The organism is Streptomyces sp. NPDC000878 (genome assembly GCF_053599695.1).
On record NZ_JBSFMT010000017.1, the window covers coordinates 40,966 to 63,441 of the forward strand.

General features: G+C 70.2%; 23 protein-coding genes. 15 read left to right on the forward strand and 8 right to left on the reverse strand.

Annotation, left to right across the window (positions count from 1 at the left end; translation table 11 throughout):
• The first annotated feature begins 79 nt into the window (after nucleotides 1-79).
• Genes ACWDR4_RS17655 through ACWDR4_RS17670 form a run of 4 tightly spaced genes read left to right on the forward strand, consistent with a single transcriptional unit; the run spans nucleotide 80 to nucleotide 4,531 of the window.
• Nucleotides 80-1,054: a hypothetical protein gene (locus ACWDR4_RS17655; RefSeq protein ID WP_450409419.1), complete on the forward strand. Its 975-nt coding sequence runs from the start codon at nucleotides 80-82 to the stop codon at nucleotides 1,052-1,054.
• Nucleotides 1,051-2,535, forward strand: coding sequence for a peptidoglycan-binding protein (locus tag ACWDR4_RS17660; protein WP_450409421.1), 1,485 nt, complete (start codon nucleotides 1,051-1,053; stop codon nucleotides 2,533-2,535). Before ACWDR4_RS17655 ends, ACWDR4_RS17660 begins: the two co-directional genes overlap by 4 nt.
• The gene (locus ACWDR4_RS17665) at nucleotides 2,532-3,284 is read left to right on the forward strand and encodes an ABC transporter ATP-binding protein (RefSeq protein WP_450409423.1); all 753 of its coding nucleotides are present in this window, start codon (nucleotides 2,532-2,534) and stop codon (nucleotides 3,282-3,284) included. Before ACWDR4_RS17660 ends, ACWDR4_RS17665 begins: the two co-directional genes overlap by 4 nt.
• A complete protein-coding gene (locus tag ACWDR4_RS17670; RefSeq protein ID WP_450409425.1) occupies nucleotides 3,281-4,531 on the forward strand; it encodes an ABC transporter permease in 1,251 nt (416 codons plus the stop codon). Before ACWDR4_RS17665 ends, ACWDR4_RS17670 begins: the two co-directional genes overlap by 4 nt.
• A 14-nt stretch (nucleotides 4,532-4,545) precedes the next feature.
• Here ACWDR4_RS17670 and ACWDR4_RS17675 read toward each other — a convergent pair whose 3' ends face one another.
• From ACWDR4_RS17675 to ACWDR4_RS17700, 6 genes are all read right to left on the reverse strand, one after another.
• Nucleotides 4,546-5,397, reverse strand: a complete 852-nt coding sequence (locus tag ACWDR4_RS17675) for a LysR substrate-binding domain-containing protein (RefSeq protein ID WP_450409426.1) — start codon at nucleotides 5,395-5,397, stop codon at nucleotides 4,546-4,548.
• Nucleotides 5,398-5,448: 51 nt separating this feature from the next.
• A complete protein-coding gene (locus ACWDR4_RS17680) occupies nucleotides 5,449-6,492 on the reverse strand; it encodes an LLM class flavin-dependent oxidoreductase (RefSeq protein ID WP_450409428.1) in 1,044 nt (347 codons plus the stop codon).
• An 89-nt stretch (nucleotides 6,493-6,581) separates the two neighbouring features.
• Entirely contained in the window at nucleotides 6,582-8,117 is a 1,536-nt protein-coding gene (locus tag ACWDR4_RS17685; protein WP_450409430.1) for an aldehyde dehydrogenase, read from the reverse strand.
• Nucleotides 8,110-8,850 carry an alpha/beta fold hydrolase gene (locus tag ACWDR4_RS17690; protein ID WP_450409432.1) on the reverse strand — a complete coding sequence of 247 codons (741 nt, stop codon included), beginning with the start codon at nucleotides 8,848-8,850 and terminating at the stop codon, nucleotides 8,110-8,112. The genes ACWDR4_RS17685 and ACWDR4_RS17690 overlap by 8 nt, the downstream gene beginning before the upstream one ends.
• An 11-nt stretch (nucleotides 8,851-8,861) precedes the next feature.
• Nucleotides 8,862-9,494, reverse strand: a complete 633-nt coding sequence (locus ACWDR4_RS17695) for an amino acid synthesis family protein (RefSeq protein ID WP_450409434.1) — start codon at nucleotides 9,492-9,494, stop codon at nucleotides 8,862-8,864.
• Nucleotides 9,491-10,126 (reverse strand): amino acid synthesis family protein, encoded by a 636-nt coding sequence (locus ACWDR4_RS17700; protein ID WP_450409436.1) that lies wholly within the window; start codon nucleotides 10,124-10,126, stop codon nucleotides 9,491-9,493. The genes ACWDR4_RS17695 and ACWDR4_RS17700 overlap by 4 nt, the downstream gene beginning before the upstream one ends.
• Nucleotides 10,127-10,378: 252 nt before the next feature.
• Here ACWDR4_RS17700 and ACWDR4_RS17705 point away from each other — a divergent pair, with 252 nt between their 5' ends.
• From ACWDR4_RS17705 to ACWDR4_RS17755, 11 genes are all read left to right on the forward strand, one after another.
• A complete protein-coding gene (locus ACWDR4_RS17705; RefSeq protein ID WP_450409438.1) occupies nucleotides 10,379-11,953 on the forward strand; it encodes a BCCT family transporter in 1,575 nt (524 codons plus the stop codon).
• Complete coding sequence (locus tag ACWDR4_RS17710) at nucleotides 11,940-12,374, forward strand: ester cyclase (protein WP_450409439.1); 435 nt, start codon at nucleotides 11,940-11,942, stop codon at nucleotides 12,372-12,374. Before ACWDR4_RS17705 ends, ACWDR4_RS17710 begins: the two co-directional genes overlap by 14 nt.
• 8 nt (nucleotides 12,375-12,382) lie before the next feature.
• The gene (locus tag ACWDR4_RS17715; RefSeq protein ID WP_450409441.1) at nucleotides 12,383-12,904 is read left to right on the forward strand and encodes a flavin reductase family protein; all 522 of its coding nucleotides are present in this window, start codon (nucleotides 12,383-12,385) and stop codon (nucleotides 12,902-12,904) included.
• Between the two features lie 10 nt (nucleotides 12,905-12,914).
• On the forward strand, nucleotides 12,915-13,676 hold the full coding sequence (locus tag ACWDR4_RS17720; protein ID WP_450409442.1) for a GntR family transcriptional regulator: 762 nt from the start codon (nucleotides 12,915-12,917) through the stop codon (nucleotides 13,674-13,676).
• A gap of 153 nt (nucleotides 13,677-13,829) precedes the next feature.
• On the forward strand, nucleotides 13,830-15,164 hold the full coding sequence (glnT, locus tag ACWDR4_RS17725; RefSeq protein WP_450409443.1) for a type III glutamate--ammonia ligase: 1,335 nt from the start codon (nucleotides 13,830-13,832) through the stop codon (nucleotides 15,162-15,164).
• Nucleotides 15,165-15,204: 40 nt separating this feature from the next.
• Entirely contained in the window at nucleotides 15,205-16,062 is an 858-nt protein-coding gene (locus ACWDR4_RS17730) for a class II glutamine amidotransferase (protein ID WP_450409444.1), read from the forward strand.
• Nucleotides 16,050-16,727 carry a GltB/FmdC/FwdC-like GXGXG domain-containing protein gene (locus ACWDR4_RS17735; RefSeq protein ID WP_450409446.1) on the forward strand — a complete coding sequence of 226 codons (678 nt, stop codon included), beginning with the start codon at nucleotides 16,050-16,052 and terminating at the stop codon, nucleotides 16,725-16,727. The genes ACWDR4_RS17730 and ACWDR4_RS17735 overlap by 13 nt, the downstream gene beginning before the upstream one ends.
• Before the next feature lie 96 nt (nucleotides 16,728-16,823).
• Entirely contained in the window at nucleotides 16,824-18,143 is a 1,320-nt protein-coding gene (locus ACWDR4_RS17740; protein WP_450409448.1) for an FMN-binding glutamate synthase family protein, read from the forward strand.
• Nucleotides 18,140-19,225 (forward strand): FAD-dependent oxidoreductase, encoded by a 1,086-nt coding sequence (locus ACWDR4_RS17745; RefSeq protein WP_450409449.1) that lies wholly within the window; start codon nucleotides 18,140-18,142, stop codon nucleotides 19,223-19,225. The genes ACWDR4_RS17740 and ACWDR4_RS17745 overlap by 4 nt, the downstream gene beginning before the upstream one ends.
• A gap of 9 nt (nucleotides 19,226-19,234) precedes the next feature.
• Complete coding sequence (locus tag ACWDR4_RS17750) at nucleotides 19,235-19,867, forward strand: helix-turn-helix domain-containing protein (protein ID WP_450409451.1); 633 nt, start codon at nucleotides 19,235-19,237, stop codon at nucleotides 19,865-19,867.
• Nucleotides 19,868-19,992: 125 nt separating this feature from the next.
• The gene (locus ACWDR4_RS17755; RefSeq protein WP_450409453.1) at nucleotides 19,993-21,291 is read left to right on the forward strand and encodes an ammonium transporter; all 1,299 of its coding nucleotides are present in this window, start codon (nucleotides 19,993-19,995) and stop codon (nucleotides 21,289-21,291) included.
• Nucleotides 21,292-21,435: 144 nt separating this feature from the next.
• Here the strand turns inward: ACWDR4_RS17755 and ACWDR4_RS17760 are convergent, their stop codons facing one another.
• Both ACWDR4_RS17760 and ACWDR4_RS17765 read right to left on the reverse strand, forming a co-directional pair.
• Nucleotides 21,436-22,248: an NAD(P)-dependent oxidoreductase gene (locus tag ACWDR4_RS17760; RefSeq protein WP_450409455.1), complete on the reverse strand. Its 813-nt coding sequence runs from the start codon at nucleotides 22,246-22,248 to the stop codon at nucleotides 21,436-21,438.
• Nucleotides 22,245-22,415 (reverse strand): hypothetical protein, encoded by a 171-nt coding sequence (locus tag ACWDR4_RS17765; RefSeq protein ID WP_450409456.1) that lies wholly within the window; start codon nucleotides 22,413-22,415, stop codon nucleotides 22,245-22,247. The genes ACWDR4_RS17760 and ACWDR4_RS17765 overlap by 4 nt, the downstream gene beginning before the upstream one ends.
• Nucleotides 22,416-22,476: the final 61 nt, after the last annotated feature.

A 22,476-nucleotide genomic window follows, 5' to 3' on the forward strand; every position in this document is an offset into this window, starting at 1 on the left:
GCCCCCCGGGGCCGGCTGTTGCCGTTTGATCACACTCCGGGCCAGCTCCCATCACACCGCGGGTCCAGCCTCATCCACCATGACCGAACACCTGAGCATGCCCAAGAGGCTCCGCGTTTCCGTCGCCACCGCCCTGGCGGTCGGCCTGCTGCCGCTCCTGGCCGCCTGCGGCGGTTCGGGCGACCAGGCCGACGCGGGCTCCGGCGCCGCGGCCGGCGGTGGCGCGAACGCGGCGAACGACACCACGACCAACGCCGACGGAGCCGTACAACTCACCGTCCCGGACGGCGTGGACGACGACACGAAGAAGCAGTACATCTCGGAGAACACCCTCGCGGCCTGCATGAAGAAGCAGGGCTTCACCTACACACCGCACGTGGTGACGGCGGACGGCGAGGACAACCTCGGCGGGCTGACCGGGGAGGACTACGCGGTGGCGAAGAAGTCCCGGGAGAAGTACGGGTTCGGCAACTACGCGGCGGCCGTCTACCCCGACGACCCCGATGCCCCCTTCAGCAACGCCGGAGGAAAGACGGGAGGAAAGAGGACCGACCCCGTCGACAACGACGAGAAGGGGCTCACCCCCGCCCAGGAAAAGGCGTACCAGCAGGCGCTGTCGGGCCCCCCGGCCGCGACCAAGGCGGAGGAGAAACTCGGCGGCTGCCAACTGGAGGCGTCGGAAGCGGCGAACGGACCCGCGCTGAGCGCCGACGAGGAGAAGAAGGCGTACGACGCCAAGGAGGAGGCGAACCGCGCGAACGGCCTCGCGCTCAACGGCGACGCCCAACTGGTGCAGCTCGCCCAGGAGTTCGCCGGCTGCCTGCGGGATCAGGGCATCCCGGTCAGCACCACCCAGCCGACCGGCATGAGCGACATGGTGCGCCTCGACCAGCAGGTGCCGGAGAACCACTTCACCATGACCAAGGAGGAGGCGCTGCCGCTGCTCACCAAGGAGATCGACCTCTCCCTGAAGGACCTGGAGTGCGGCAAGAAGTTCCGCGCCGCGTACTTCCCCAAGCTGAAGGCCCACCCGTACTACGGAGACAACGCGTGAGCCGGCTCAGCAGCCGTAAGCAACTGGGCGCGCTGGTCGGCGCGGTGGTCCTGGTCGGCGCGGGCGGCTGGATCGCCGGTACGCAGGTGCACTCGCCCGCCGACGCCGCCGCCGCGCACAGCGCGCCGAAGGCCGGCCCGGTGACCGTGGCCGTCCAGCGGCAGTCCCTCGTCGCGACCGTGGTGGCGTCGGGGTCCGTCGAGTTCGCCTCGCCGCGCCCGCTCGCGCTGGCCGGCGCCGTCGGCACCGGGGCGACCGCAGTCGGGGGCGCCGAGGGTGCGGAGCAGCGGATCACCAAGGCGCCGGTCGCCGGCAAGGAGATCAAGGAGGGCGACGTACTGATGGCGGTCAACGGCCGTCCGGTGTTCGCGCTCAGCGGATCCGTGCCGATGTACCGCGGGCTGGGCCCGGGTGCCTCCGGCGACGATGTGAAGCAGCTCCAGAGCGCGCTGCGGCGGCTCGGCTTCGATCCCGGGTCGATCAGCGGCAACTACCGCCAGGGCACCGCGTCGGCGGTCACCAGCTGGTACACGAGCAAGGGGTACGAGGCGCAGAAGCCCAGCGCGGACGACGAGCAGCAACTGGGCCAGTTGCAGCAGGCGGTGTCCGCCGCCCAGCAGACGCTCCTCACGACCACCAGCACGAGCACGAGTGGCGGCGGCTCGGAGACGAGCACGGACACGGGTACGGACGCGGACACGGACAGCAGCGCAGAGGGCGGTGCGAACACGCCTGCCCCCCAGTCCAGCACCGACACCCGGATCCACCAGCTCCAGCTCGATTCCGCGAGGAAGTCGCTGGACATGGCGAACTCCGCGCTCAGCACCTTCCAGGCCTCCTACGGGACGAAGGTCCCGGCCGGCGAGGTCGTCTTCTTCCCGAAGCTGCCCGTACGGCTGAACAAGGTGACGGTGAAGACGGGGGACACCGCGACCGGCCCGATCGGCACCGTGACCAGCTCCGATCTGGAGGTGCAGGCGGTCGTGCCCGGCGCGGACGCCGAACTGCTCAGGAAGGGCATGGCCGTCGAGCTGACGACGACGGACGGCAAGAAGGCGCAGGGCAGGCTGACCGCGCTCGGTGCCGACGCCGTGTCCTCGACGCCGGCGACGGGCGACAGCGAGGGAGGCGAAGGAGACGAGGGCAGCGAGGGGACCGCGGCGGAGGGCGCGGCGGCCGACACCTCCGACGCCCCGGTCCAGCTGCGGATCTCCGTACCCAGTACCGGTGCGCTGGCCACCGAGGCCGAGGCCGCGGTGAAGGTGACCATCAAGATCGGTGCCTCGGACGGCGAGGTGCTGGTCGTACCGCTCGCCGCGATCCGCACCTCGTCCGACGGAAACGTCCGGGTGCAGGTCGAGCGCGGCGGGAAGCTGAGCGCCGTCCAGGTCACCGTCGGGCTCTCCGCGGCCGGTCTCGTCGAGGTGAAGCCGACCAGCGGCACGCTGGAGCAGGGCGACAAGGTGGTGGTGGGAACGTGACCCCCGGCCCTGTCCCCGGCCCCGGTTTCGCGCCTGTCGCCGTCCCCGGCCCCGCCGATGCCGACGCCGTCATCGAACTCACCGGTGTGGAGCGGACCTTCGACTCCGAGCCCCCGGTGCGCGCACTGCGCGGCGTGAACCTGACCGTCCGGCGCGGCGAGCACCTCTCGATCGTCGGTCCTTCCGGCTCGGGGAAGTCGACGCTGCTCAACACGCTGGGCCTGCTCGACCGGCCCACGGCAGGCACGTACCGGCTGGACGGCGTCGAGACCACCGGGCTCGGCGACCTCGAACGCACCGCGCTGCGCGGCAGCCGTATCGGGTTCGTGTTCCAGTCCTTCCACCTGCTCCCGTACCGCACCGTCGACGAGAACGTCATGCTGGCCGAGGCCTACCGCAGGCCACGCCCGGGGCTCGGGCGCGGTACCCGCCTGGCCCGCGCCCGGGAGGCGCTGGACCGGGTCGGGCTCGGGCACCGGTCCGGCTTCAGGCCCGACCGGCTCTCCGGCGGCGAACGCCAACGCGTCGCCATCGCACGGGCGTTGATCAGCGATCCGGCGCTGCTGCTGTGCGACGAACCGACCGGCAACCTGGACAGCGAGAACACCCTCTCCGTGCTGGAACTCTTCGACGACCTGTGCGCCCAGGGCATGACCCTGGTGCTCATCACCCACGACGAGACGGTCAGCCGCCGCGCGGGCCAGCGGGTCCGCATCACCGACGGCCGCCTCACCCTGGAGACCGAGTGAAACGCGCATCGGCCGGGGCCGGGACCCGCATCGAACGACCCTGGATGGACCCCCGGGACCTGTGGACGGAGGCTCTCGCGGGCGTCATGGCCCGCCCCGTACGGTCCGCCCTGACCACACTCGGCACCGTGCTCGGCATCACCACGCTGGTCATCACCATCGGGGTGGCCTCCACCGCCGGCAACCAGATCGTCGGCCGGTTCGACGCGCTCACCGCGACCTCGGTGACCGTGACCGTGCCGCCCACGCCGGCCGGCTCGGACGACAAGCCACTGGTGGACTGGTCGGGGACCGACGCGGTCCGGCGGCTGGCCGGCGTGGACTCGGTCGCCGCCCTCGCCGACTCCTCGCTGACCAACAGCGTCCAGGTGCGGTCCAACGACGTGAAGGCACCCGGTGACGTCTCCGGCCAGACCCTGGCCGTGGTGGCCGCCTCGGCCGACCTGCCCGCCGGGGTACGCGGCACGATGACCTCGGGACGGTTCTACGACACCGGCGACATCACCCGGCACGCCCAGGTGGCGGTCCTCGGCGACCAGGCGGCACGGCTGCTCGGCATCGACCGGGTGGAGGACTCCCCGGCGATCTTCTTCCAGGGCCAGTCGTACACCGTCATCGGCATCCTCGGCGGGGTCAAGCGCGAGCAGCGCCTATCCACCGCCGTGATGCTCCCGCCCACCACCGCCGCGGACCGTCTCGGCCTGGAGGACGTCACCCGGGTGCTCATCAACACCGCGCTCGGGGCGGCCCGGCAGGTGGCGCGCCAGGCGCCGATCGCCCTGGCCCCCGGGCAGCAGAACTCCCTCGCCGTGGTGGCGCCGCCGGACCTGTCCAAGGCCCGCGACGGTGTCCAGAACGACGTCAACGGCCTCTTCCTCGTCCTCGGCCTGGTCTCGCTGGTGGTGGGCGCCATCGGCATCGCCAACGTCACCCTGGTGACGGTGATGGAAAGGGTCGGCGAAATCGGGCTGCGGCGCGCGCTGGGCGCCTCGCGACGGCAGGTGGCCGGTCAGTTCCTCCTCGAGTCGACGACGATCGGCCTGCTCGGCGGCATCATCGGCGCGGCCCTGGGCATCGCCGTCGTGGTGTGCGTCGCCGTCTTCAAGGAGTGGACCCCGGTCCTGGACCTGAACCTCGCCCTCGGCGCCCCGCTCGCCGGAGCCCTCGTCGGCCTGCTCGCCGGTCTCTACCCGTCGCTGCGCGCCGCCCGGATGGAACCGGTGGACGCGCTCCGGGCACCTTCCTAGCCATTCCGGTTCGGTCAGGACGGCCATTCCGGTTCGGACAGGGTTGCCTTGAGTGCGTCCAGGAGTACCTGGGCGGGTTGGGACGCGGGTGGTTTGCCGTGTACGGCGGCCACGACCTGTCTGCGCATGCCGGGGATGCGGTCGAGTCTGACGCCGGTGTGTCTGTTGGCGAGGAGGGTGAGGCCGGGCAGCAGGCTCACGCCCAGGCCGGCTGCGACCAGTGCCTGTACGGCGACGTAGTCGTCGGTCTCGAACTCGACGACCGGTGAGAAACCGGCCTGCCCGCAGGCCGCGACGAGATGTCCGCGGCAGCGCTCGCACCCGGCTATCCAGCGGGTCCCGGCGTAGGTGGCCAGCTCTGCCCGGGGGCCTTCCCAGGAGCGGTCCGCCGGTGTGACCACGTACAGCGGTTCGTCGAGGAGCGGTGTCATGGTGGTGTCGCGGCGGTCGCGCTGGGGCGGGTCCCCGTCTTCGAAGATCAGCGCCGCGTCCACGTCGTTGTTGCGCAGGGCGTCGGTGCGGCGGACCGTCGCGCGCAGGTCCCGTACGGCGGGAATCTCGGCGAGTTCGTCGACGTCGTAGGGGCAGCCCGCGGGGCCGCCGAGGAGGGTTTCGCAGCCGAACGCGTACCACTCGCCTATGAGTTCGTGGTTCCGGTCCTTCTCGGCGGCCACGGCGATCTCGCGGACCACGTCGATCAGCGGGGTGCGGCGCGGTGGGGTCGTGTCGGGGCCGTGGAGTTCGCCGGCGTCGGCCATGCGCCGCCACAGAGCGGTGTCCCGGACGCGTGGGTCGTGCGGTTCGGTGTGGGCGTCCAGGACGCGGACCGAGTCCGCGACCAGATCCTCGATCACAGGCTCAGACATGGCCATATCCAAGCAGCCCCTGCTGACAGCCCGGTTCGCTGAAAGCCCGGCTCACTGGAAGGCCGGCACGACCTCCTTGATGAACAGCTCCAGCGACCCGCGCTTCTCCTCGTGCGACATGCTGTTGTCGATCCAGAAGCTGTACTCGTCGACGCCGAGTTCGTCGTATGCGCGCAGCCGTTCGATGACCTCGGCCGGGGTGCCGATCATCGCCGTCCTGCGGAGGGACTCCGGCCGGAACTCCGGGCGGTCCTCGAACTTCGACTCCGGGCTGGGCGGCAGGAAGCCGTTCACCGGGGTCGCCCTGTTGCCGAACCACGCGTCGAACGTGCGGTAGTAGCGGTTGATCGCCTCCGCCGCCGGGCGCCAGCCTTCCGGGTCGTCGGGGGAGTGGACGTGCGTGTGGCGCAGCACCATCAGGTCGGGGCGCGGTACCTCCGGGTGGTTGGCCACGGCCGTGTCGAACTTCCCCTTGAGGTCTACGACTTCCTCGTCGCCCTTCATCAACGGCGTGACCATGACGTTGCAGCCCTGCGCCACCGCGAAGTCGTGGGAGGCGGGGTCACGGGCCGCGATCCACATGGGCGGGGTGGGCCGCTGGATCGGCTTGGGGACGCTCGTCGAGGTCGGGAACTGCCAGATCTCGCCGTCGTGGGCGTAGTCGCCCTGCCACAACGCCCGTACGGCGGGGACGAGTTCGCGCAGGTGCTTGCCGCCGTCCGCCGCCGGGAGCCCGCCCGCCAGCCGGTCGAACTCGAACTGGTAGGCGCCCCGGGCCAGTCCGACCTCCATCCGGCCGTCGCTGATGACGTCGAGCAGCGCGCACTCACCGGCGACCCGGATCGGGTGCCAGAACGGGGCGATGACCGTCCCGGCACCCAGACGGATCGTCGAGGTCTTCGCGGCGAGGTGGGCGAGCAGGGGCATCGGGCTCGGGGAGATCGTGTACTCCATCGAGTGGTGCTCGCCGATCCACACCGTGCCGAACCCGCCCGCCTCGGCCATCAGGGCCAGCTCGGAGAGGTTCTCGAAGAGCTGCCGGTGACTGACCTCCTCGTCCCAGCGCTCCATGTGCACGAACAACGAAAACCTCATGACTGCTCCTCCGCTGCTGTTCTGTCGACCAGTTTCGTTCCGGCTCAATCAGGCTCAATCAGGCTTTATCTGTATCAACCCGGCACGGCTCAGCTCCGCATCGTGAACGGGTCGGCCACCGGCTCCTCGCTCGTGTTGATCCAGACGCTCTTGAGCCGCGTGTACTCCTTGATCGTCTCGGTGCCGTGCTCCACGCCGACACCGCTGCTCTTGAAGCCCTGGCGCGGTGACATCGGGGACATGGCCCGGTACGTGTTGACCCACACCGTTCCGGCGTCCAGGCGTGCCGCCATCCGGTGCGCCCGTGAGAGGTTCGTCGTCCACACGCCCGCCGCGAGCCCGTACTCGGTGTCGTTGGCCAGCCGTACGACCTCCTCCTCGGTGTCGAACGGCATCACCGCCAGGACGGGGCCGAAGATCTCCTCCCGTACGACGCGCATGGCGTTGTCGACGTCCACGAGGACCGTCGGCTCGTAGAAGTACCCGCCGAGGCCGCCGCCGTCGGTGGCCCGGCCGCCGGTCAGGACGCGGGCGCCCTCGTCGCGGCCGAGGTCGACGTATCCGGCGACCTTGTCGCGCTGGGCTTCGAAGGCCAGGGGGCCCAGCTCGGTCTTCTCGTCCAGGGGGTCGCCGATGACGATGGTCCGGGCGCGTTCCGAGACCCGGTCGAGGAGTTCGTCGTAGACGGACCGGTGGGCGAACACGCGGCTGCCCGCGATGCACGTCTGGCCGGCCGCCGCGAAGATGCCCGCCACCACACCCATCGCCGCGTTCGGGATGTTGGCGTCCTCGAAGACGATGTTGGGCGACTTGCCGCCGAGTTCGAGCGTGGAGCCGACGAAACGGCTCGCGGTGGCCGCGGCGATGCGTGCGCCCGTCGCCGTACTGCCGGTGAAGGAGATCTTCGCCAGGTCGCGGTGGTCGACCAGGGCCTGTCCGGCCTCGGCGCCGAAACCGGTGACGACGTTCACCGCGCCCGGGGGGAAACCGGCTTCGAGTGCCAGTTCGGCGAGTCTCAGGACCGTCGCCGAGGTGTGTTCCGAGGGCTTGATCACGACCGTGTTGCCTGCGCAGAGCGCGGGCGCCAGTTTGCTGCTGGTCAGTGTCAGCGGTGAGTTCCAGGGGGTGATCGCGCCGACCACGCCCAGAGGTTCGCGGGCAGTGTAGTTGAGCACCTGGCGGTCCGAGGTGGGGATGAAGTCGCCGTGGATCTTGTCGGCCAGGCCCGCGTAGTAGTGGTAGTACTCGGGGAGTGTCGCCAGCTGGCCGCGCATCTCGCGCAGCAGCTTGCCGTTGTCCTGGGTCTCCCTGCGGGCCAGGTCCTCGGCGTTCTCGGCGATCAGGTCGCCCAGGCGGCGCAGCAGATGTCCGCGCCGGGTCTGGCTGAGGTCGCGCCAGCGCGGGTCCTCGAACGTCTTCCGTGCGGCGGTCACCGCCTTGTCGATGTCGGCCGCGTTGCCGCGCGCGGCCCGGTAGAGGACCTCGCGGGTGGCCGGGTTGGCGCTCTCGAAGTACTCGCCCGACGCGGGCTCGACCCAGGCCCCGCCGATGAAGTGCTGCCAGGTGGGGAGGCCCGTGGGGTCTGTGGGGCCCGCGAGGTCCGTGGGGTCGGTGAGGTCAGACATGTGCGCTCTCTCCGATGAAGGTGGTGAGGCAGTCGACGAACGCCCCGGGGCGCTCGACGGGCAGCATGTGACGCGCCCGGGTGATGATCTCCGCCCGGCAGTCGGGCAGCGCGGCGGCGAGCCGGTGGGTCATCCCGGGCGTGGACCCGGGGTCGTTCTCGCCGGTCACCGCCAGGGCCCGTACGTCGATGGCGGCCAGGTCCGGGGCGAGGTCGGCGTCCGCCGTGGCGAACACGCGGTAGCAGGCGAGGAAGGACGCGAGGTCGTTGGCGAGCAGGGTGGCCTCGGTGCGGGCGACCCGGTCGGGGGCGACGCCCGTGCCGTCGTACCAGCGCTTCAGGGAGGCCGCCGTACTCGCCGTGAAGTCGGTCTCGGCGGTGCGCAGGCGGTCCAGGACGGATGCCCGCTCCTCGGCCGTACGGGCGCACACCGAACTCACCGACGTCAGCGTGGCCGACAGGTGCGGGCGGTGCAGTGCCAGGTGCTGGGCGACCAGGGCGCCCAGCGAGAAGCCGACCAGGTGCGCGCCCGCCGGGATCTCGTCGGCCACCCCGGCGGCCAGCTCGGCGAGGGTCACCCCATCGTGCACCGGCGGGCGGGTGCCGTGGCCCGGCAGGTCGGGGGTGAGCACGGTGAAGCGGTCGGCCAGGAGCGCGGCGGCGGGCTCCCACATGGTGTGGTCGAGCCCGACGCCGTGCAGCAGCACCACGGTCGGCCTGCTCAGGGTGCCCATGATCGCGCTGCCTACTGCTCGGTCGAGAGCGGCGCCAGACGCTGCTGGGGGCGCCCCTGGGCCGCCGCCGCGAGCGCGATGACGATCTCGTGCGGGTGCGGGGCGTCGCTCAGCCTGACCTCGACGGTCTGGTGGTGCGAGCGGATCGTCGCGTCGGTGATGTGCTTCAGCGGGATGTCGAAGACCACACCGGCGGGCCCGCGCTTCTCGACCGCCGGCAGCAGGGTCGTGGCGTTCGCCGCCTTGCGGAAGTGGTCGCCGAACTTCAGCGTGTGGATCAGCGCCGAGCCGTGCTCGATCTCGCCGTCCAGACCGACGATGGCCGCCTTGCCGTACGCCTCGGCGGGGGCCTCCAGCGCGTCGAGCACCGCCGGGGCCAGCAGCGCGCCCAGGTCGGAGGCGTTCGCCTCGATACCGGGAGCGAGATCCTCGACGAAGCCCTGACCTGCCCAGGGGTTCGCGATCACCGCCGCCACGACGGCGATCCGGGCGGGGCGTTCGAGCCCACGACCGCCCTCGGTACGGATCTCCTCGACGATGGTCACGATCTTGCGGACGCTGGGAGCGCTAGGAGCGCTAGGGACATCCGGGGTGCTCGGGCTGGTCAGGCCGGCCGGGTCGCTGTGGTCGCTGCGGGTGCTCATGAAGGGACAGCCTCCAGGGTTTCGGCGGTGACGACGGGGTCGGTCGTACGGTCCCCGATACGAGGGTGCGGGCGCGGCCCCGTCGACGCCGCCGCGATCACGACGATCTCGTCCGGGCGCGGGGCGTCGGAGACCCGGGCGCTGATGGTCTGGTAGTGGCTGCGCGTCGAGGCCCGGGTCTTGTGCCAGAGCGGGACGACCAGGTTCTCGCCCGCCTCGGCCCGCGTGTCGGCGAAGCAGATGATCGACTCGCCGGCCAGGAACTCCCGGACCAGATTGCCGAAGTACGGCGTGTGGATCAGGGCCCCGGCGTGCTCGATCTCGCCCGCCGTACCGACGATGGCGGCCTTGCCGAACGCCTCGATCTCGTCCACGCCTCCCAGCGAAGCGACGAGCCGACGGGTCAGCAACCCGGCGAGCACCGGGCCGACGCGCCTCTGCTCCACGGACAGTTCGGCGGCGGGGCCGGTGCCCGTCCACGGGTTCCGTACGACCGCGGCGACGCTGGCCCTTCGTACCGGCTGTGCGGGTGCCTCACCCGCCTCCGTGAAGACGACATCGCGGTAGACCACGAGCTTGCGGAGACCGATGTTGTCGTCGTTCTCGTCGAGGTGTGCCATGCACTCTTGCATGCAACAGGACGATAGGTGGCGTCTCTCAGGTCGGTCAAGAGGTCGAGTGAGAGGACGCAGAGGGCCCAGTCATGGCTCGTCAGCCCCCTCATCAGGGCAAGTAACAGGTACTTAACCTGCGGTTATTGGCGGCGACCAGAGCGTGGACGTGATTCTGCGCCCCGAACCCTTGACGCTCCATCGGTGCCATGCCTTACTGCTGCTTGTATGCCAGACCAGGCGGCCATCGGGCCCCCGGACCCAAGGAGCCCCATGTCCAGTCACCTTGGAAGCGCCACGGAGGGCGGCGGCAGACTCGGTTCCGTCTTCTGGACCTCGATCGGGATCTCCGCGGTCTTCGTGGCCTGGGCGGTGCTCTTCACCGACAACCTGAACAAGGTCACCAACACCTCGCTGAACTGGGTGACGGCCACGTTCGGCTGGTCCTACCTGGTGATCACGCTCGCCATCCTGATCTTCCTGGTGTTCCTGGCCTTCAGCCCGGCGGGCGACATCCGCCTCGGCAAGGACGAGGACCGCCCCGAGTTCTCGACCCTCACCTGGTTCGCCATGATCCTCAGCGCGGTCATGGGCATCGGACTGGTCTCGTACGGGGTCGCCGAACCGATCTCCCACCTGGCGTCGCCGCCGCACGGTCTCGCCGAGCCGAACACCCCGGCGGCGGCGGTCCGCGCCCTCCAGTACTCCTACTTCGACTGGGGTCTGCAGGCCTGGGCGATCTTCGCCGTCTTCGGTCTGGCCATCGCGTACTCGACCCACCGCAAGGGCCGGCGCACCCTGGTGAGCCAGCTGTTCGTGCCGCTGCTCGGCGACCGTGCGAACGGGCCGATCGGCAAGACGATCGACGTACTCGCCGTGTTCGCGACCCTCTTCGGCACCACAACGTCGCTCGGCCTCGGCGCCCTCCAGGTCAACAACGGCCTCGGCAGGCTGTGGGGGATGCCGGTCAACGACGTGAGCCAGGTGCTCATCATCGCCGCCGTCACCTCGATCTTCACGCTCTCGGCGGTGACCGGGGTCAGCAAGGGCATCAAGTTCCTCAGCCAGGGCAGCACCCTGCTGGCGATCGGGCTCTTCGTGTTCATGCTGGTCGTCGGCCCGACCGTGTTCATCGCGAACCTGTACGTCGAGTCCGTCGGCCAGTGGGCCACCGACTTCTTCCGGATGAGCTTGCAGGGCACGGCGTTCGGCGGGCTCGAATGGATGCAGTGGTGGACCTACTTCATGATGGCCTGGTGGGTCTCCTGGGGCGCCTTCGTCGGCGTCTTCCTGGCCCGTATCTCGCGGGGCCGCACCATCCGCGGCTTCGTCACGGGCGTCCTGGTCGTCCCCAGCGTGGTCTTCTTCACCTGGTTCACGGTCTTCGGCGGTACGGCCATCCACGTCGACATGTTCGAGGGCGGCGACATCGCCAAGCAGACCGCGGCCGACATCAACAGCGCGTTCTTCGCGACCCTCGACCACTTCCCGCTCGCCGACGTCACCTCGGTGGTCGCGATCATCCTGGTCGTGATGTTCTTCGTCTCCGGCGCCGACGCCAACACCTACGTGCTGTCGATGATGACCTCGGACGGCTCGCTCACCCCGCGCCGCCCGGTCCTCATCCTCTGGGGCGTCCTCACCGGCGTCACCGCCGTCGTCCTGATGCTCGCCGGCGGACTGAACGCCCTCCAGAACACCGTCATCGTGACGTCCCTGCCGTTCCTCGTGATCATCGCCGGGCTGGCGGTGTCCTTCTGGACGGAACTGAGGGCTGACAGACACGCGTTGCGCGCAGAGGCAGCTCCGACAGCGGACGGAAAGGAGAAGGTCGATGTCGCGCTCTGACATCCGTGACATCCGTCGGGGCCTCATCGAGAAGGTGTGGGAAGCGGCCTGGGGCCAGGGTGACATCGACGCCCTCGACACCCTGCTGAGCCCGGCCTACCTCCGCCACGGCGGCGACCCGCACCCGCAGGGCCTCGACGCCCTCAAGGCCGCGATCGTCTCGACCCGGGCCGCCTTCCCGGACCTGGTCACGACCGTCGACGACATCGTGGTCGAGGGCGACCGGGCCGCGATCCGCTGGCACAGCAGCGGCACCCAGACGAACCCGTTCCTCGGCGTCCCTCCCACCAGGCGGTACGTCGAGGTCAGCGGCGCCACCTTCGCCCGCTTCGAGGGGGACCGCGTCGTCGAGGAGCACGTGACCTGGGATCCCCGGGCGCTGCTCCCGGCGCTGGGCGTCATCCGGGTGGGACAGGACTGACGATCACGATGACTAGGAGCACAGCCATGGCCCCGCTCGCCTCGAAGCCCGACCTCGATGTGATGAAGCAGGTCAACCGGCAGTTCGTCACCGGTGTCACGGTCGTGACCGCGATGGACGGGGAGACCCCCAGGGGGCTGGCCGTCAACGCGTTCTCCAGCATCTCGCTCGACCCCGCCACCGTGATGGTGTGCGTCCAGCGCACCTCGACCACCCACGACTGTCTGTTCCGGGCCGGCCATCTCGCGATCAACATCCTGTCCACGGACCAGCTCGACGTCGTCGGCACGTTCGCGGGCAAGGCCGACGACAAGTTCAGGGAGGTGGAGTGGGAGAGCGGCCCGTACGGCAGCCCGCTGATCGCCCGGAGCAGCGCGCAGATGGAGGTCGAGATCCGCGAGCGGCTGCAGGCCAGCACGCACACCGTGTTCATCTGCCGTGTGCTGCACGCGGCGGTCGCCGACAGCCGTCCGATGGTCTACAGCGCGGGTAAGTTCTTCGACGGCGGCGCGCTGGCGCCGCTGGGATGAGGAGGGTTCGGTGAATCGCGCAAAGAGCGAACCGAAGGGCGACTCGAAGGGCGACTCGAAGAGCGAATCGAGGAGCGACTCGAAGGACGGGTCGACGGGCGAGCCGAAGAACGGGTCGATGCAGGCCAGGGTGATCGCCGACATGCGCCGGCGGATCATCAAGGGAGACATCGAGCCCGGCGCCCCGCTCTCGGAACTCGCCCTCGCGGAGGAGTTCGGCGTCAGCCGTACGCCGGTGCGCGAAGCCCTCAAGCAGTTGCAGACCGAGGGGCTGGTCGAGATCCGGCCCCGCGTCGGGACGTTCGTCTCCACGCCCTCCCGCCGTGAGATCACCGAACTCTTCGAGATGAAGGAACTCATCGAGGGCGCCGCCGCCCGTCTCCTCGCCAGGCGCGGGCGCGTCGCGGAGATCGACCTGCTCGAACGCAATCTGCGCGAGGCCGACGAGGCGGTGGCGCGGGACGACCGGGAGCGGTATGCCGAGCTGGTCCAGGAGTTCCACGACCTGCTCATCGCCGGTGCCGACAACAGCAAGCTGGAAGCCCACTACCGGATGCTGATGAACCAGCTGGCCTACTACTCCCGGCTCGTGCACACCTCGCTGAGCCGGCCGGGCCGCGCCCTGCAGTCGGACCGTGAGCACCATGTCGTCCTGGAACTGATCCTGGAGAAGGACGGCGACAGCGCCGAGCAGGTGATGCGTGAGCATGTCCGGGCCAGTCGGCGCGCACTGCTGGCGGGGCTGCCCATCGGCGGTCCGCACACCTCCTGACGGCGGACCAGGGCCGGGTTCTGCCTCTTCAGGGGCGGGGCCCGGCTTTTGGCTTACGGGGAGCTTCCACGGCGGAAATGCCGTCGTAACACCCAGGATGTCTACTCATATGCAACAACGATTCATCACAGTGGACACCCTAAGGAGGGGCTCATGGTGACCGCCGCCCCCGATCCTGCCGATCTCCCCGATCTCGCGGAACTGGTTCGCGCCGACGGCATCGAGTTCGTCCTCGCCGTGTTCGTCGACCTGACCGGCAAACCGTGCGCCAAGCTCGTCCCGGCCCAGGCCGTCGAGGAACTCCGAGACGAGGGCGTCGGGTTCGCCGGATACGCTGCCGGCGCGCTCGGCCAGCAGCCCAGCGACCCCGATGTCATCGCCCGCCCCGACGCGTCCTCGTACACCCCCGTCCCCTTCGTCAAGCCCGGCCTCGCCCTCGTCCACTGCGATCCGTACGTGGAGGGCGAACCCTGGCCCTACGCCCCGCGCGTCATCCTGCGGCGGCTGCTGGAGCGGGCCGCCGCCCAGGGGCTGTCGCTGTCGGTGGGCGCCGAGGTCGAGTACTTCCTCGTCAACCGGGACGAGCACGGTGTGCTGCGCGTCGCCGACTCCAGGGACACCGCCGCCCAACCCTGTTACGACGCACGCGGGTTGACGCGGATGTACGACCACCTCACCGCCGTCTCCAGCGCCATGAACTCCCTCGGCTGGGGCAACTACGCCAACGACCACGAGGACGGCAACGGCCAGTTCGAGCAGAACTTCAAGCACGCCGACGCCCTCACCACCGCCGACCGGGTCATCACCATGCGGTACCTGGTGTCGATGCTGGCCGAACAGCGGGGCATGACGGCCACGTTCATGCCGAAGCCGTTCACCGACCGCACCGGCACCGGCATGCACATGCACATGTCGCTCTGGCGGGGCGAGGAGCCGGCGTTCCCTGACGCCACCGACGAGCGCGGGCTCGGACTCTCCCCGCTCGCCTACTCGTTCGTCGCCGGGATCGTCGAGCACGCGCGGGCCCTCCAGGCCGTCATCGCGCCGACCGTCAACTCCTACAAGCGCACCGGCGCGGTCAACACCCGCTCGGGCGCCACCTGGTCACCGCGCGTCGCCGGGTACGGCGGCAACGACCGCACCCACTTCGTGCGCGTCCCCGACGGCAACCGCATCGAACTGCGCGGCGGAGACGGCGCCGCCAACCCCTACCTCGCCGCTGCCGCCGCCCTCGCCGCAGGCCTCGACGGCATCGAACGCGGCCTCGACCCGGGCGAGCCCGGTGCGGCGGGCAAGGGCCCGGAACTCCCGCCGACCCTGCTGCACGCCGTCGAGGCACTCCAGGCGGACGAGGTGATCAGCGGTGCGCTGGACGCGGTCGGGGCCGGGGTGAGCCGGTACTTCGCCGACCTCAAGCGCGAGGAGTTCTTCGACTGGCACGCGACGGTCGGCCCCTGGGAGCTGGACCGCTATCTGACCGCCTTCTGACCGACTTCCGCCTGTTGGCCGCCTTCTGAAGGGACTTGAGATGTGCGGAATCGTGGGGCTCCATCTGCGGGAGCCCTCACTCGAACCCCGGCTGGGTGAACTGCTGACCGCGATGCTCGGCCAGGTCGTCGAACGCGGCCCCGACTCGGCGGGCGTCGCGGTCTACGGCGACCCGCGCCTGTCCCCGCCGGGACGGACCGTCGTCTCGCTGCTGGGCACCTCGAAGGCCGAGGTGGAGGCCGCGCTGCCGGGCGTCCAGGCCTACGATGCCGACGCCACGACCGTGGTGCACGCCGACGTCTCCTCGGTCACCGCCGCGCTTCCCGGAGCCACGGTCATCGGCTCCGGCGAGGGATTCGCCGTGCTCAAGGGCACCGGAAATCCGGTGGAGTTGGCGGACGCCTTCGGGCTCGCCGACGTCACCGGCTGGCAGGGCGTCGGTCACACCCGGATGGCCACCGAGTCGGCCGTGACGCCGGAGGGCGCGCATCCTTTCTCCGTCGGCCCCGGACAGTGCCTGGTCCACAACGGCTCCTTCGCCAACCACGCCACCATCCGGCGTGAACTGCGCGCCCAGGGCGTCGAGTTCGACAGCGAGAACGACTCCGAGGTCGGTGCGCGGTTCGTCGCCCGTCAGCTGGAACAGGGCGCCGACCTGGAGAAGGCGCTGCGGTTGTTGTGCGAGCGGTTCGACGGTTTCTACACGTTGCTGGTGTCCACCGGCGACTCCTTCGCGGTCGTCCGTGACGCCATCGCCTGCAAGCCGGCGCTCGTCGCCGAGACCGACGCGTGGGTGGCGATGGCCTCCGAGTACCGGGCCCTCGATGTCCTCCCGGGCATCGAGAACGCCCGCATCTTCGAACCCGAGCCGGAAGAGGTGTACGTATGGCGACGTTGATCGACCTGGCGAAGTCCCCGGTGCGGGAGTTGAACCAGGCGTTGCATTCGCCCGGCGGCGCGGATGTCTGGCGGGTGGTGAATCCTCGCGGGGCGCATGCGGTGGCCTGCGGCATACGGGAGGAACTCACCGTTGATGTGGAAGGGCACGTCGGTTACTACTGCGCCGGTATGAACCAGCGGGCGACGGTCACTGTTCATGGCAACGCCGGTACGGGGGTTGCCGAGAACATGATGTCCGGGGTGGTTCGGGTGCGGGGGAATGCGTCGCAGTCGGCCGGGGCCACCGGTCATGGGGGGCTGCTTGTCATTGACGGAGACGCGTCCGCGCGGTGCGGGATCTCCATGAAGGGGGTGGACATCGTGGTCGGCGGCGATGTCGGCCATATGAGCGCGTTCATGGGGCAGGCCGGGCGGTTGGTCGTGTGTGGGGATGCGGGGGATGCGCTCGGGGACTCGCTGTATGAGGCGCGGATCTATGTCCGAGGGACGGTCAAGTCGCTTGGTGCGGACTGTGTCGAGAAGGAGATGCGTTCCGAACACCTTTCGGAGTTGGCTGAGTTGCTCAAGGCCGCTGAGCGGGACGAGGACCCCTCGGAGTTTCGGCGGTATGGCTCCGCCAGGGCGCTTTATCACTTCAAGGTGGACAACTCGGCGGCGTACTAGCGATGTTCTTTGGCTGCGGGCCGCATGTGGCTGGTCGCGCAGTTCCCCGCGCCCCTAAAAGGGGCGCCCTCCTCAGCCCAATTCAAGGAGTTGACCTTGGAACCCGCAGCCCACGGCCTTCGCGAGTCCGCGACCTTCGACCGTGCCACCATCCACGCCATCCAGCGTGCCGCCGAGACCGGGATCTACGACATTCGGGGGTGGGGCGCCAAGCGCAAGTTGCCGCACTTCGATGATCTGTTGCTGCTCGGTGCCTCCATGTCCCGTTACCCGCTTGAGGGTTACCGGGAGCGCTGTGACACCGACATCGTTCTCGGTACACGGCATGCCAAGAACCCCCTCCGTCTCGCCACCCCGGTCACCATCGCCGGGATGAGTTTCGGGGCCCTCTCCGCGCAGGCGAAGGAGGCCCTGGGCCGGGGAGCGTCCGAAGCCGGTACCTCCACCACCACCGGGGACGGCGGGATGACCCCCGAGGAGCGGGGGCACTCCAAGCACCTCGTCTATCAGTACCTGCCGTCCCGGTACGGCATGAACCCCGACGACCTGCGGGCCGCCGACGCCATCGAGGTCGTCCTCGGGCAGGGGGCCAAGCCCGGTGGCGGGGGCATGCTGCTCGGGCAGAAGATCACCGAACGGGTCGCCGGTATGCGGACGTTGCCCGTCGGGATCGACCAGCGCAGCGCCTGCCGGCACCCCGACTGGACCGGCCCCGACGACCTCGCCATCAAGATCCTCGAACTGCGCGAGATCACCGACTGGGAGAAGCCGATCTACGTCAAGGTCGGCGCGACCCGGACGTACTACGACGTCAAGCTCGCGGTCCATGCCGGAGCCGATGTCGTGGTCGTCGACGGGATGCAGGGCGGTACCGCCGCCACCCAGGACGTCTTCATCGAGCACGTCGGCATCCCCACCCTCGCCGCGCTGCCCCAAGCCGTCCAGGCGCTCCAGGAGTTGGGCGTCCACCGTGAGGTCCAGCTGGTCGTCTCCGGCGGGATCCGCTCCGGCGCCGACATGGCCAAGGCGCTCGCCCTGGGCGCGGACGCGGTCGCCATCGGCACGGCCGCGCTCATCGCACTCGGTGACAACCACCCGAAGTACGACGCCGAGTACCGCGAACTCGGCTCCGCAGCAGGCTACTTCGACGACTACCAGGACGGCCGCGACCCCGCCGGCATCTCCACCCAGGACGAGGAACTCGCCGCCCGCCTCGACCCCGTCGACGCCGGCCGCCGCCTCGCCAACTTCCTGCGGGTGATGACCATGGAGGCCCAGACCCTCGCCCGCGCCTGCGGCAAGGCCCACCTCCTCCACCTGGAGCCCGAGGACCTGGTCGCGCTCACCATCGAGTCCGCCGCCATGGCCCGTATCCCGCTCGCCGGCACCAACTGGATCCCCGGGGCCGGTCTGTGATCGCCGTCCTCGGCGCCGGGCTCATGGGCGCGGCCACCGCCTGGCAGCTGGCCCGGCAGGGGCACGAGGTCACGCTGATCGAGGCGTACGACATCGGCCACCGGCACGGCAGCTCGCACGGCACCTCCCGGATCTTCCGGCGGGCGTACGCCGACCCCCTCTACGTCGGGCTGACCGGGCAGGCGTACGAGCACTGGCGCGAGCTGGAGCACGACAGCTCAACTCCCTTGCTGCGTACGACCGGTGGCCTCGACCTGGGGGAGGGGCGCGACCCGGAGGGGCTGGCCGCCGTACTGGGCGCGGCCGGAGTCCCGTACGAACTCCTCGACGCCGAAGCCGCCGCCGAGCGCTGGCCGTACATCCGCTTCGGCGGCCCGGCGCTCTACCACCCGGACGCGGGTGTCGTCGACGCCGACCAGACCGTCGCGGCGTGTGTGCGCCGGGCCGTCGAGCATGGCGCCGACGCGCTGATCGGCGTACGGGTCGAGCGGGTTGAGGTCGGGGAGAGGGTTCGTCTGCACACCGACGACGGGCGGGAGCTCGTCGCCGATGCCGTGGTGATCGCCGCTGGGTCCTGGTTGCCCGAACTCCAACTGCCCCTCCCCCTCCCGCCGTTGCGCGTCACCCAGCAGCAGGTTTTTCACTTTCCGCAGCGGGAGCGGGACGTGCGGTGGCCGATCCTGGTGTCCAAGGACGAGTCGATGCAGGTGTTCGGGCTGCCGTCCGGGGCCGACGGCGGGCCGCTGCCCGCGGTCAAGGTCGCCGAGCACGACCGGGGGACCCCTACCACTGCCCGTACCCGCAGCGGTGTCGTCGATCCTTCGTCGCGTGCGCGGGTGAGCGACTTCGTCCGGGAGCGGCTCCCGGGCCTCGTACCCGAACCGGTGGCCGAGACGACCTGCCTCTACACCACCACCCCCGACGAGGACTTCGTCCTGGACCGGCACGGGCCGCTGGTCGTCGTCTCCCCGTGTTCCGGCCACGGCGCCAAGTTCGCGCCGCTCATCGGTGCGATGGCCGCCGACCTCGCCACCGGCCGCACCGAGCCCCACCCCCGCTTCCGGCTCGAACGCGCCGGTTAGTATGCGCCGATGACCGAGCACCCCGAAGACGGCGATGGCTTCGAAGCCTCCGAAGCCTCCGACGACAAGGCGCTGGAGCGCATCATCGCGGTCCGGGCCCGTGAGTACCGGCAGGCGGCCGGGCTGTCGGTCGGGGAGATGGCGCAGCGGGTCGGGATCTCCAAGGCCATGCTGTCGAAGATCGAGAACGCCCAGACGGCGTGCAGTCTCACCACGCTCTCCCGGCTCGCGCGCGGTCTCGACGTCCCGGTCACCGCCCTGTTCCGGGGCCTGGACGACGAACGCGAGGCCGTCTTCGTCCCGGCGGGACACGGAGCCCGGATCGTGCGGCGGGGTACGAAGGTCGGCCACGAGTACGCCCAGCTCGGTTCGCTGCGCGGCACCCACAAGCGGATGGACGCCCTGCTCGTCACGCTGACCGAGCAGAGCGAGGTCTTCCCGCTCTTCCAGCACGCCGGCACCGAGATCATCTACATGCTGGAGGGCGTCATGGTCTACGGCCACGGCAAGTCCAGCTACACCCTGCGTCCCGGCGACGCCCTCCAGTTCGACGGCGAGGCCCCGCACGGGCCCGAACGGCTGGCCGAACTGCCCATCCGCTTCCTGACGGTGACGGCCTTCGGTGACAGCCCGCAGCACTGAGACCGGGCCTTGAGCGACGCTGAAACCCGGCCTTAATCGGCCACGGAGTTGTCCTGTAACGCACCCCATGTCTACTGCGGTGAAACGTTGTTTCCTTCAGCTGGACTTCTCCGCGGAGTGTGCGCATGGACACCGGAAGTACCGCTTGGATGCTCGCGAGCACGGCACTCGTCTGTCTGATGGTGCCGGGTCTCGCGCTCTTCTACGGCGGCATGGTCGCCGCCAAGAGCGTCCTGAACATGATCATGATGACCTTCGGGTCCGTCGCCCTGGTCGGCTGCATCTGGGTCGTCTACGGCTTCTCGGCCTCCTTCGGCGATTCGATCGGCGGCGCCGGCCTGCTCGGTGACGTCACCGAGTACTTCGGCATGAGCGGCGTCATCGCGGACGACCCGAAGGCGGTCATCCCGCTCTCGGTCTTCGCCGCCTTCCAGGCCCTCTTCGCGGCGCTGACCGCCGCCCTGATCTGCGGTGCCATCTCGGACCGCATCAAGTTCGGCGCCTGGATGGCCTTCACCGGCATCTGGGTCACGCTGGTCTATCTCCCGGTCGCCCACTGGGTGTTCGCCTTCGACGGCAAGGACGTGGTGGGCGGCTGGATCGTGAACAAGCTCGGCGCCATCGACTACGCGGGCGGTACGGCCGTCCACATCAACTCCGGGGCCGCGGCCCTCGCCGTGATCCTCGTCCTCGGCAGACGCATCGGCTGGCAGAAGGCGGGCGGCCAGGAACGTCCGCACAACCTCCCCCTGGTGATGCTCGGCGCGGGCCTGCTCTGGTTCGGCTGGTTCGGCTTCAACGGCGGCTCCGCGCTGTCGTCGGGCAACGCCGCCTCCGTCGTCGTCCTGAACACCTTCACCGCCACCTGCTCCGCGATGCTCGGCTGGCTCCTCGTCGAGAAGGTCCGCGACGGCCACTCCACGACCCTGGGCGCCGCCTCCGGCGCCATCGCCGGCCTGGTCGCCATCACCCCGTCCTGCGGTGCCGTCTCCCCGGTCGGCGCCCTCGCCCTGGGCGCGATCGGCGGCGCGGTCTGCGCACTGGCCGTCGGCCTGAAGTACAAGTTCGGCTACGACGACTCCCTCGACGTCGTCGGCATCCACCTCGTCGGAGGCCTCACCGGCACCCTGCTGGTCGGCTTTCTCGCCACGTCGGACGCCCCGAACGGCGTCGACGGTCTGCTGTACGGCGGCGGGCTCGGCCTCCTCGGTAAGCAGGCGGTCGGCGCCTTCGCCGTCCTCGCGTACTCCTTCACCGTGACCTGGCTGATCGCCAAGGCCCTGGACAAGACGATGGGCCTGCGGGTCCGCCCCGAGGTCGAACAGGAGGGCGTCGACGTCCACCTGCACGCCGAGAGCGCCTACGACCTCGCGCACCCGCCGGTCACGTCGTCCTCCGCGCCGGAGCCTGCCGCCGCGGGATAGATCACGTCCTCCGTCCCCGAGCCCGCCACCGCGGGACAGGTCCCGCCCGGACCCGCGCCGCCTGCCCCTCGTTCAGCTCCTCGCCAGCCCCCGCAGGAGCAGTTCGACCAGGCGGCGCGGGTCGTAGCGCGGGTCGTTGTCGTGTCAATCGCGCCGCATCGCCGCCACGAACCGCCGTGCCACGTCGACGAGTTCACTTCCCGGGGCGTCGCCGAGCAGTTCCGCCGTCAGCGTGACGTCCTTGGTGAGGGCCGCGTCGGCCGCCGTTCCGGCGATACCGGCGAGGGAACCGGCCCGCAGCCGTACCCCCGAGGCGACACAGGCCGAGCTGCCCGTCGTCAGGATGTCCGCGAGGGCCACCGGATCGACCCCCAGCGACTCCCCGGCCCGCATCGCGTCGTCCGCGAGGGCGATCTGCGCGGCGAACAGGGTGTTGTTGACGAGCTTCGCGTACGACCCGGCCCCGACCCCGCCCAGATGCACGACGTGCTGCGAGAGCGCGGACAGGAGATCGGAGACGTCGGCCAGTGCTTCCGCCGCACCGCCCACCATGATCGTCAGCTCGCCCGCGAGGGCCCGGGGGCTGCCCCCGCTCACCGGTGCGTCGAGGACGCGCAGGCCGTACGGCGCCGCCCGCTCGGCGATGCTCCGTATCTGCGCGGGCGACAGCGTGCTGTGTACGAGCACCACGCTCCCCGTTTTCAGGGCCCCCGCCAGCCCGTCCGGCCCGAACAGGACCTCCGCCACGCCCGCCGCGTCGAAGACGCAGATGCCGACCGCGTCGACCGCCGTGCCCAGCTCGGCCGGGGTCGCCGCGAAGGTGACGCCGTCCGTGCCCGCGAAGGGTTCCAGAGACGCCTGCCGCCGGGCGTACAGGGTGAGGTCGTGCCCCTCGGCCCGGATGCGCTGAGCCATCGGCAGCCCCATGCTGCCGAGCCCGGTGAAACCGACCTTCACGATGCCGCCCTCCGCGTGTCCTGGTTGTCCGGTCGGCTGTTCGGCGAGTCGGCCGTCCGCAGCACCTTCTCCGCCCCCAGCACCTTGTTCTCCACCGCGTCCGACGCCAGCACCGTCCCGATGATCCCGAGGTCGGCTCCCGCGTTCCGCGCGACCTCGCGCACCACGGTGACGTCCTTGAGTATGAGCGCCGACAGCCGATCCGTGACCGCGGCCTCGGGTACGGCT

What these genes read in the sequence shown, in the direction of transcription:
- ACWDR4_RS17715 (WP_450409441.1), top strand. Translation starts at nt 12,383, where the DNA reads ATGACTAGGAGCACAGCCATGGCCCCGCTCGCCTCGAAGCCCGACCTC.
- ACWDR4_RS17730 (WP_450409444.1), top strand. Translation starts at nt 15,205, where the DNA reads ATGTGCGGAATCGTGGGGCTCCATCTGCGGGAGCCCTCACTCGAACCC.
- ACWDR4_RS17705 (WP_450409438.1), top strand. Translation starts at nt 10,379, where the DNA reads ATGTCCAGTCACCTTGGAAGCGCCACGGAGGGCGGCGGCAGACTCGGT.
- glnT (WP_450409443.1), top strand. Translation starts at nt 13,830, where the DNA reads ATGGTGACCGCCGCCCCCGATCCTGCCGATCTCCCCGATCTCGCGGAA.
- ACWDR4_RS17680 (WP_450409428.1), bottom strand. Translation starts at nt 6,492, where the DNA reads ATGAGGTTTTCGTTGTTCGTGCACATGGAGCGCTGGGACGAGGAGGTC.
- ACWDR4_RS17690 (WP_450409432.1), bottom strand. Translation starts at nt 8,850, where the DNA reads ATGGGCACCCTGAGCAGGCCGACCGTGGTGCTGCTGCACGGCGTCGGG.
- ACWDR4_RS17655 (WP_450409419.1), top strand. Translation starts at nt 80, where the DNA reads ATGACCGAACACCTGAGCATGCCCAAGAGGCTCCGCGTTTCCGTCGCC.
- ACWDR4_RS17710 (WP_450409439.1), top strand. Translation starts at nt 11,940, where the DNA reads ATGTCGCGCTCTGACATCCGTGACATCCGTCGGGGCCTCATCGAGAAG.
- ACWDR4_RS17735 (WP_450409446.1), top strand. Translation starts at nt 16,050, where the DNA reads ATGGCGACGTTGATCGACCTGGCGAAGTCCCCGGTGCGGGAGTTGAAC.
- ACWDR4_RS17695 (WP_450409434.1), bottom strand. Translation starts at nt 9,494, where the DNA reads ATGAGCACCCGCAGCGACCACAGCGACCCGGCCGGCCTGACCAGCCCG.
- ACWDR4_RS17675 (WP_450409426.1), bottom strand. Translation starts at nt 5,397, where the DNA reads ATGTCTGAGCCTGTGATCGAGGATCTGGTCGCGGACTCGGTCCGCGTC.
- ACWDR4_RS17685 (WP_450409430.1), bottom strand. Translation starts at nt 8,117, where the DNA reads ATGTCTGACCTCACCGACCCCACGGACCTCGCGGGCCCCACAGACCCC.
- ACWDR4_RS17755 (WP_450409453.1), top strand. Translation starts at nt 19,993, where the DNA reads ATGGACACCGGAAGTACCGCTTGGATGCTCGCGAGCACGGCACTCGTC.
- ACWDR4_RS17700 (WP_450409436.1), bottom strand. Translation starts at nt 10,126, where the DNA reads ATGCAAGAGTGCATGGCACACCTCGACGAGAACGACGACAACATCGGT.
- ACWDR4_RS17750 (WP_450409451.1), top strand. Translation starts at nt 19,235, where the DNA reads ATGACCGAGCACCCCGAAGACGGCGATGGCTTCGAAGCCTCCGAAGCC.